This window comes from Phenylobacterium sp., assembly GCF_036502675.1.
In the GTDB taxonomy this organism is placed as follows: Bacteria; Pseudomonadota; Alphaproteobacteria; order Caulobacterales; family Caulobacteraceae; genus Phenylobacterium.
In genome coordinates, this window is record NZ_DASXYF010000137.1 from 1 (window position 1) to 6,811 (window position 6,811).

The following is a 6,811-nucleotide window of genomic DNA, read 5'->3' on the forward strand; positions in this document are numbered from 1 at the left end:
GCGAGGTCAAGACCCTCATCGACCCGTTCGAGTTCGAGACCGCCCGGATGGCCTGGTACGAGACCATCATCGCGCCGGTGAACTGGAAGGTGGTCTGCGAAGCCTTCAACGAGGCCTACCATGCGTCGGCCACCCATACGAACCACCTGCGCTCCACCGGCGGCACGCTGGGCCAGGTGCACGGCCTGCACGGCGGCTTCTACGGCGCGGGCGGCGGGGGCGTAGTCTCCACCGAATACCTGGAACCTTCGACCGGCCAGTGGATCAAGGCCAAGGGCCTGCCCGAGACGTTGTGGGCGATCGCCCGGTGGGAATACACCCGGCTGCTGGCGATGATCCTCGATCCCGGCATGGCGGCCCACGAACGCCTGAAAGCCGAGACGCCGGCCGACACGCCGCCGCTGGAGGTGCTGCAGAAACTGCACGCCCTCCACCGCGAGGAGCTTGAAAAGCGCGGGGTGGCGTGGCCGAAGGGCCTGACGCTCGAAGCCATCGACCGGGCGGGCGGCGACTGGCACATCTTCCCCAACTCGATCGTGCTGCCGACCGTGGACGGGGCCCTGTGGTACCGCATACGTCCGAACCGGGATGACCCCGACTCGTGCGTCTTCGACATCTGGTGCCTGGGACGCTATGCGCCGGGCCAGGAGCCGAAGGTGGTCCGCGGAGAGAGCGTCGGGTTCGAAGCGTTCAAGGGCAAGAACCCCTTCCTCGAGGAAGACTTCGAGAACATGGAAGCCGTCCACGAGGGCATGAAGTCCCGCGGTTTCTCAGGGGCGCGCCCCAATCCCCGCCAGGAAAAGCAGATCGTCAACTTCCACCGCGCCCTGCACCTGTTCGTGGACGTGGAAAAGTAGAGGGCCGCCCGCTCAGTAGTTCACCGACGCCACGGTCACCTTGCCGTCGAACGCGCCGCCGTCGCGGCCTCGCACCGGCCGGCCGATCTGCGCCAGGTACTGGCCGCTGTAGGTGGTGAGCCCCGTGGTGACGTCCGGGTCGGCCACGCAGAGCGCCAGGATCGCCTCGGCCATGGTCTCGGGGTCCTCCGGCGCCTTGATGCGGTCGAGGTTGAACACCCCCGCCGCCACCAGATCGCGGGTGCCGCGGGTCATCACCGAATTGACCGGCGCCACGGTGTTGGCCGAGATCCCCTTGCCGTGCAGCTCCGCCGCCAGGGCGCGGGTGAACAGGTTGAGCGCGCTCTTGGCCGAGGCGTAGGCCGCGATCCCGGTGGTCCGGTGGAAGTCCAGGAAGGGCGGCCCCTCGGGGTTGGGCGCGGCCCGGTCGGCCACCGTCGAGGAGACGTTGACGATCCGTCCGTAGCCCCGTTCCATCATCCCCGGCAGGGCGCGGGCGATCAGGTCGCGGGGGCCGAAGACGTCCACCTCGAACACCCGGCGGAAGTGCTTGTCCGGCATCTCCCAGGTCACCGCGCCATAGCCCGCGATGCCGGCGTTGTTCACCAGCACGTCCACCCGGCCGAAGCGCTCCAGGACGGCGTCCATGAATTCGGCGCGGGATTCGGCCTTGGCCACGTCCAGGTGATAGGCGTAGGCCTCGCCCCCGCGGCCGCGGATCTGGGCGATGGTGTAGGCCAGGGTGTCCAGCTTGGGGTCGGCCTCGTCGCCGACGCTGCGCGCGGCGGCGATCACCGTGGCCCCGGCAGAGGCCAGCCGCTCGGCGGCCGCTTCCCCGATCCCGCGGCTGGCGCCCGTGACGATGGCGATTTTCCCTTCCAGTTCTCGCATGCTGCTTTCGTCCTCCGCTGGCCGCTATCCAGGTCCGACCGAATGCAACGTTGCTGCGGCGCACTTGTCGAGCACAATCGTTGGACGGACCGGCGCGTGGTATGACCGGCGCCGGGGCGGCCCTCAAGGCGCCGCTGGCCGATCGAGCGAGCCGCCGGTGACACGCCTCAACCTGATCCGTCATTTTCCGGTCTTCCTGGCCGCCGCGGAGGAGGAGCACTTCCACCGCGCGGCCAAGCGCCTGGGCGTCGCCCAGTCGGCCGTCTCGCGGCGGATCGGCCTGCTGGAGGACGACCTCGGCGGGGTGCGGAGCCGCCGCGACCAGGCGGCCTGCGCCGGACCGACCGGCCAGGACCCGGCCGCGCCGACTCCGGCCGCCTGAGCCGGGCCAAATCCGCGGAAACCATTGCCCTCGCCGCCGAGGCGTTGGACCATGGGCGCATGACCGTCGATGACCTGCTCGCCCGCGAGGGCGTCCGCCACACCCTGCACGCCTACAACATGGCCGGCGACCGCGCGCGGGTGGACGACTTCGTCGCGGTCTTCACTGAGGACGCCGTCTTCGAATCCGACGGTTTCCGCTGCGTAGGCCGCCAGGCGATCCGCGACTGGATCGCCGGCTTCGGCCGGCCGGCCGAGGGCGCCGCCCCGCCGAAGCGGCGGGCCAAGTTCGTGCGCCACAACCTCACCACCTCGGTGATCGAGCTGACGGGTCCGGAAACGGCCACGGCCCGCACCTACTACATGGTCATCACCGACACGGGGCCCGACCACAGCGGCTACTATGTGGACGGCTTCCGCAAGGTGGGCGAGCGGTGGCTGATCGCCGAGCGCAAGGTGCGCGTCGACTGGCGCTCGCCGGACAGCGCCATGGCGCCCGCCCCGGCGGCCTGAGCGCCGCCGCGGCCTTCGGAGCGCTACGGACGGGCGGCTTCGCCCCTCGCCGCGGTTTCCAGACCGGCGATGTCGAACTTGACCATCTTGAGCATGGCCTCGCCGACGCGCTTCGCCCTGGCCGGATCCGGATCGTTCATCAATTCGCCGAGCCGCCTGGGCGTGATCTGCCAGCACAGGCCCCAGCGGTCCCGCAGCCAGCCGCACTGCTCCACCGAGCCGCCTTGCTTCAGCGCGTCCCAGAGACGGTCGATCCCGGCCTGGTCCTCGCATTCGACGACCACCGAGAAGCTGTGGTTGAACGGGTCCAGGGGACCGGCCTCGATGGCCCTGTAACGCTGGTCGCCGAGGGTGAAGGCGGCGACCCGCACGCCGCCCGCCGGGCCGCTGGGGTTGTCGGCGGGGATGGCCGAGATCCAGCCGATCGACGAGCCGGGGATCAGGGACGTGTAGAAATTGAGCGCGGCCTCCATGTCCTTCTCGAACCAGAGATGTTGCATGACCGTCATCATGGTGGTGCTTCCTTCGTCATCACGGCGCGGCCCCGGCGATGGAGGCGCAAGCCCAGGACGAACGAAGAGTCCCGCTCCCGACAGGCCGGTCGCACTTAAGGCCGGTCCGGCAGCTCAGCAGCACGCCGCCGGACCCCGCACCAGCCGGCCCGGCAGGGCGCCGGTGGCGTGGCCGTCGCGATAGACGGTCTCGCCGGAAACCACCGTGGCCACATAGCCCCGCGCCCGCTGCATGAGGCGCGAGCCGCCCGCCGGCAGGTCCTGCGTCATCACCGGCGCCTCCAGCCCCAGCCGGTCGAAGTCGATGACGTTGATGTCGGCCTTCTGGCCCGGCGCCAGCGCGCCGCGGTCGGTCATGCCCACGAGGCGGGCGCTGTCGGCGGTCTGGCGCTTCACCAGCCAGCCCAGGTCGAGGCGGCCCTCCCGGCGGTCGCGCGCCCAGTGGGACAACAGGTAGGTGGGGAAGCTGGCGTCCGCGATGATCCCCACGTGGGCGCCGCCGTCGCCCAGGCCGATGACGGTGTTCGGGTGCTGAATCATCTCCAGCACCGCGTCGAGGTCGAAGTCCGCGTAGTTGTTCACCGGGAAATAGGCGACGCCGCGGCCCCCGTCCTTGACGAAGTGGTCGTAGAGCATGGCCAGCGGGTCGAGGCCTTCCGCCGCCGCGCGGCGGGCGATGGAGGTCTCGCGGGCCGGGGCGTAGTCGATCTCGCCGTCCTGGACGAACAGCCGTTCGAACCCGCCGAACCGGCCCATCTCCGGCCCGTGCCGATGCGGCTCGGCCTCGGCCAGCACGCGCGCGCGGACCGCCGGATCGCGCAGGGCCGCCGCCATCTCCCCGAGGGGTTTGCCGCTCAGGGCCTTGAAGGTGGGCGACAGGAGGAAGGGATTGGTGCTGCCCTGCAGGGTGATGATCGAGCCTGTCGGCCGCGGAGCCACCTGGGCGGTGATCGGCAGGTTCTGCGCCCGCGCATCTTCCACCAGGTCCAGGATCCGCCGCCAGCCTTCGGGGTCGCGGTTCTTCTGGTTGAGGCTGAAGGACAGCGGCCGGCCCGACTGGGCCACCACCCGCCGCAGCATGGCGAAATCCCCCTCGTGGCCCGCGGCGCCGAAATCGCAGGCCACCTCCATCACGCCGGCGCCCGCGTCGCTCATGCCGAGCGCGATCCCCAGGAGCTCGGCCTCCGAGGCCCGCAGCGACGGGATCGGGTCGCCGCGCAGCGACCTGTGGTTCAGCAGGCGCGAGGTGGCGAAGCCCACGGCGCCGGCCCGCATGGCTTCCGTCGTCAGCCGGCGCATCTCGGCGATGTCGGCCTCGGTCGCGGCCTCCAGCCGGCAGGCCCGGTCGCCCATGACGTAGACGCGCAAGGGGGCGTGCGGCAGCTGGGCGGCCACGTCCATGTCGTAGCGGCGGGCGGCCAGCACCTCCAGGTAGTCGCCGAAGCTTTCCCAGTTCCAGGACAGGCCCTCGTGCAGCACCACGCCGGGCAGGTCCTCCACCCCCTCCATCAGCTCGACCAGACGGTCATGGTCCGCCCGGCGCACGGGGGCGAAGCCCACGCCGCAGTTGCCCATCACCGCGGTGGTGACCCCGTGGAAGCTGGAGGGCGTCAACCGCTGGTCCCAAACCGCCTGGCCGTCGTAGTGCGTGTGGACGTCCACGAAGCCCGGGGTGACCAGCAGGCCCTTGGCGTCGATCTCCTCGCGGCCGGCGTCGGCCACCTGGCCCACCGCCACGATCCTGCCGCCGCTCACCGCCACATCGGCCTCGTAGAGCGCCCCGCCTGTCCCGTCGGCGAGCGTTCCCCCACGCACCACCAGATCGAACTTGGCCATGACGTCCTCCGTTTTCGGCCGCTAGCCCGGGCCGTTTCCCGACGATAGCGCCCTGCGAACGGCAGGTCATGCCCGGCTTACGACGCGGCGGAGAACCGATGGCGGCAAAGGCGAAGCCTTCCCGGGGCTATCCCCCGTTCCGCCGGCGCAGCTCCGCCTCCAGAGCGGCGTAGTCGGCGAAGCCGGTCAGCGGCGTCACGCGTTCGGCCCAGATCGCGTCGAGGCCGGCGGCGATCCCCGGCGGCAGCTCGGTGCGGTGTTCGCCCACCCGCCCGTTCCGCACCTTGGCGGAGTCGCTGCCCGGCGGCAGGTTGCAGCGCGTCTCCGAGGCCTCGCGCATCATCAGGTCGTCGAAGCGGTCCTTGTGGCGCAGCATGAACGGCAGGGAGGCGTTCTCCAGCGTCCTGGCCAGCAGGGCGTCGTCGAGCGGAATCCCGCAGAAGGCGGCGAGCCTGCGGATTCCGCCCTCGGGGTCGGCGTTCATGTGCCCGTAGGAGAACAGCAGCACGTCCGGATTGTCCCGCTGCTCCCACCAGCTGAGGAGATGGCGCCAATAGTCGTTCCCCGGCCGCGGCGGCCCGAGCCAGCCCTGGGCGAACTCGGCCATCGGGATGGCGCCCGGCTCCATGAACCAGCCCTCCATGAAGCGGTAGACGGACACCAGCGCGTCCTTAGGGTCGCGCAGGGAGATCACGTACCTCGCCCCCTTGGGCGCCAGGTCGTAGGGCAGGTGGCTCTTGAAGCCGCGCGGCTCCGCCTTCTGCGGCGCCTGCAGGTCGAGGCCGAGCGCCCTGGATGTCTCGATCCAGGGCACCACCCGGGAGATGTCGTCGAAATCCATGTCGCCGCCGGTGCGCAGGGTGTGGAAGGCCTGCTGCAGCCGGGTGGTGCCGCTCTTGCCGAAGGGCGAGATGATGATGTCGCCGGGCTGCGGGCGGAAGCCCTGTACGGCCGCCTGTATTTCGTCCGGATTCAGGAGCCGGCCCTGTATCCGGCCCATCTCCGCCAGGCTGCGCGCCCGGCGCGGGGCTTCCTGGTTCAAGCGGCGTCCTCCCCGGGAGCCTTCGATCGCATGTTCCGATCCTTCGGCCGAAGGTTACCCGGCGGCGTGGAGGATTCCAGCGCCGTTTGCGTGCCGGCCCCCCGGGCGGCGGGCAAAGCGAAGGGGGACCGCCGTAAAGTCGAAGTCAAATGAGCGTCCGCCCGCCGACGCCTGAGGAAAAGACTTCCAACCTCCCTATTTGGGGATGGGAGTTTCGTAAAACGTCGCCGAAACTGAAGGAGCTTCATAAGCGAGTCGCGCGCAGAAAAGTCGCGCGCAGAAAAGACGACCATGGGGAGGGCTATCAAATGCCAGTAAGACGCCTTGGCCGCCGTGCGGCCCTGGTTTGCGTGGCCTCGGGAGCGGCGTTGATTTCCGCAAGCCAGGCCTTCGCGCAAGCCCCCGGCGAGCCCGCCCCGGCGACCGCGGCCCACTCCTCCGACCTGGACGAGGTGGTGGTCACCGCTCGCCGGCGCGAGGAACGGCTGCAGGACGTGCCGGTGGCGGTCACCGCCCTGACGGCGACCCGGCTGCAGGACGCCCAGGTGACCACGGCCCGCCAGCTGGTGGCCATCGTGCCCAGCCTGAACATCAACACCGGCAACCAGCGCGACTTCCAGCGCTACACCATCCGCGGCCAGGGCGTCACCCTGGGCGCCGGCGAAGGCGTGTCGGTCTATGTGGCCGAAGCGCCGATCCCGCAGTTCGCGGCCGGCGGGCCCGGCCTCTATTACGACCTGGAGAACCTGCAGATCCTCAACGGCCCGCAGGGCACCCTG

8 protein-coding genes are annotated in these 6,811 nt (G+C 70.4%); 4 read left to right on the forward strand and 4 right to left on the reverse strand.

Going from position 1 to position 6,811, the window contains the following annotated elements; all coding sequences use genetic code 11:
• Window positions 1–857, forward strand: an 857-nt coding sequence (locus VGL30_RS17480; RefSeq protein WP_331541299.1) for an SRPBCC family protein, incomplete at its 5' end; no start/stop codon positions are given.
• 12 nt (window positions 858–869) lie between these two features.
• On the opposite strand, the gene VGL30_RS17485 is transcribed toward VGL30_RS17480, so the two are convergent.
• Window positions 870–1,748, reverse strand: coding sequence for an SDR family oxidoreductase (locus VGL30_RS17485; protein WP_331541300.1), 879 nt, complete (start codon window positions 1,746–1,748; stop codon window positions 870–872).
• 157 nt (window positions 1,749–1,905) lie between these two features.
• On the opposite strand from VGL30_RS17485, the gene VGL30_RS17490 reads away from it, so the two are divergent.
• The gene (locus VGL30_RS17490) at window positions 1,906–2,130 is read left to right on the forward strand and encodes a LysR family transcriptional regulator (protein ID WP_331541301.1); all 225 of its coding nucleotides are present in this window, start codon (window positions 1,906–1,908) and stop codon (window positions 2,128–2,130) included.
• A 59-nt stretch (window positions 2,131–2,189) separates the two neighbouring features.
• On the forward strand, window positions 2,190–2,642 hold the full coding sequence (locus VGL30_RS17495) for a nuclear transport factor 2 family protein (protein WP_331541302.1): 453 nt from the start codon (window positions 2,190–2,192) through the stop codon (window positions 2,640–2,642).
• Window positions 2,643–2,665: 23 nt separating this feature from the next.
• Here the strand turns inward: VGL30_RS17495 and VGL30_RS17500 are convergent, their stop codons facing one another.
• The 3 genes from VGL30_RS17500 to VGL30_RS17510 all read right to left on the reverse strand — a co-directional run bounded on the left by VGL30_RS17500 (window position 2,666) and on the right by VGL30_RS17510 (window position 6,032).
• The gene (locus VGL30_RS17500) at window positions 2,666–3,154 is read right to left on the reverse strand and encodes a VOC family protein (RefSeq protein WP_331541303.1); all 489 of its coding nucleotides are present in this window, start codon (window positions 3,152–3,154) and stop codon (window positions 2,666–2,668) included.
• A 114-nt stretch (window positions 3,155–3,268) separates the two neighbouring features.
• A complete protein-coding gene (locus tag VGL30_RS17505; protein WP_331541304.1) occupies window positions 3,269–4,990 on the reverse strand; it encodes an N-acyl-D-amino-acid deacylase family protein in 1,722 nt (573 codons plus the stop codon).
• Between the two features lie 127 nt (window positions 4,991–5,117).
• Complete coding sequence (locus VGL30_RS17510) at window positions 5,118–6,032, reverse strand: sulfotransferase domain-containing protein (protein WP_331541305.1); 915 nt, start codon at window positions 6,030–6,032, stop codon at window positions 5,118–5,120.
• Window positions 6,033–6,340: 308 nt separating this feature from the next.
• Here VGL30_RS17510 and VGL30_RS17515 point away from each other — a divergent pair.
• The coding region (locus VGL30_RS17515; RefSeq protein ID WP_331541306.1) for a Plug domain-containing protein at window positions 6,341–6,811 on the forward strand (471 nt) is incomplete at its 3' end.

Coding starts and splice junctions, on each gene's coding strand:
- VGL30_RS17485 (WP_331541300.1), bottom strand. CDS start 1,748: ATGCGAGAACTGGAAGGGAAAATCGCCATCGTCACGGGCGCCAGCCGC.
- VGL30_RS17495 (WP_331541302.1), top strand. CDS start 2,190: ATGACCGTCGATGACCTGCTCGCCCGCGAGGGCGTCCGCCACACCCTG.
- VGL30_RS17500 (WP_331541303.1), bottom strand. CDS start 3,154: ATGATGACGGTCATGCAACATCTCTGGTTCGAGAAGGACATGGAGGCC.
- VGL30_RS17505 (WP_331541304.1), bottom strand. CDS start 4,990: ATGGCCAAGTTCGATCTGGTGGTGCGTGGGGGAACGCTCGCCGACGGG.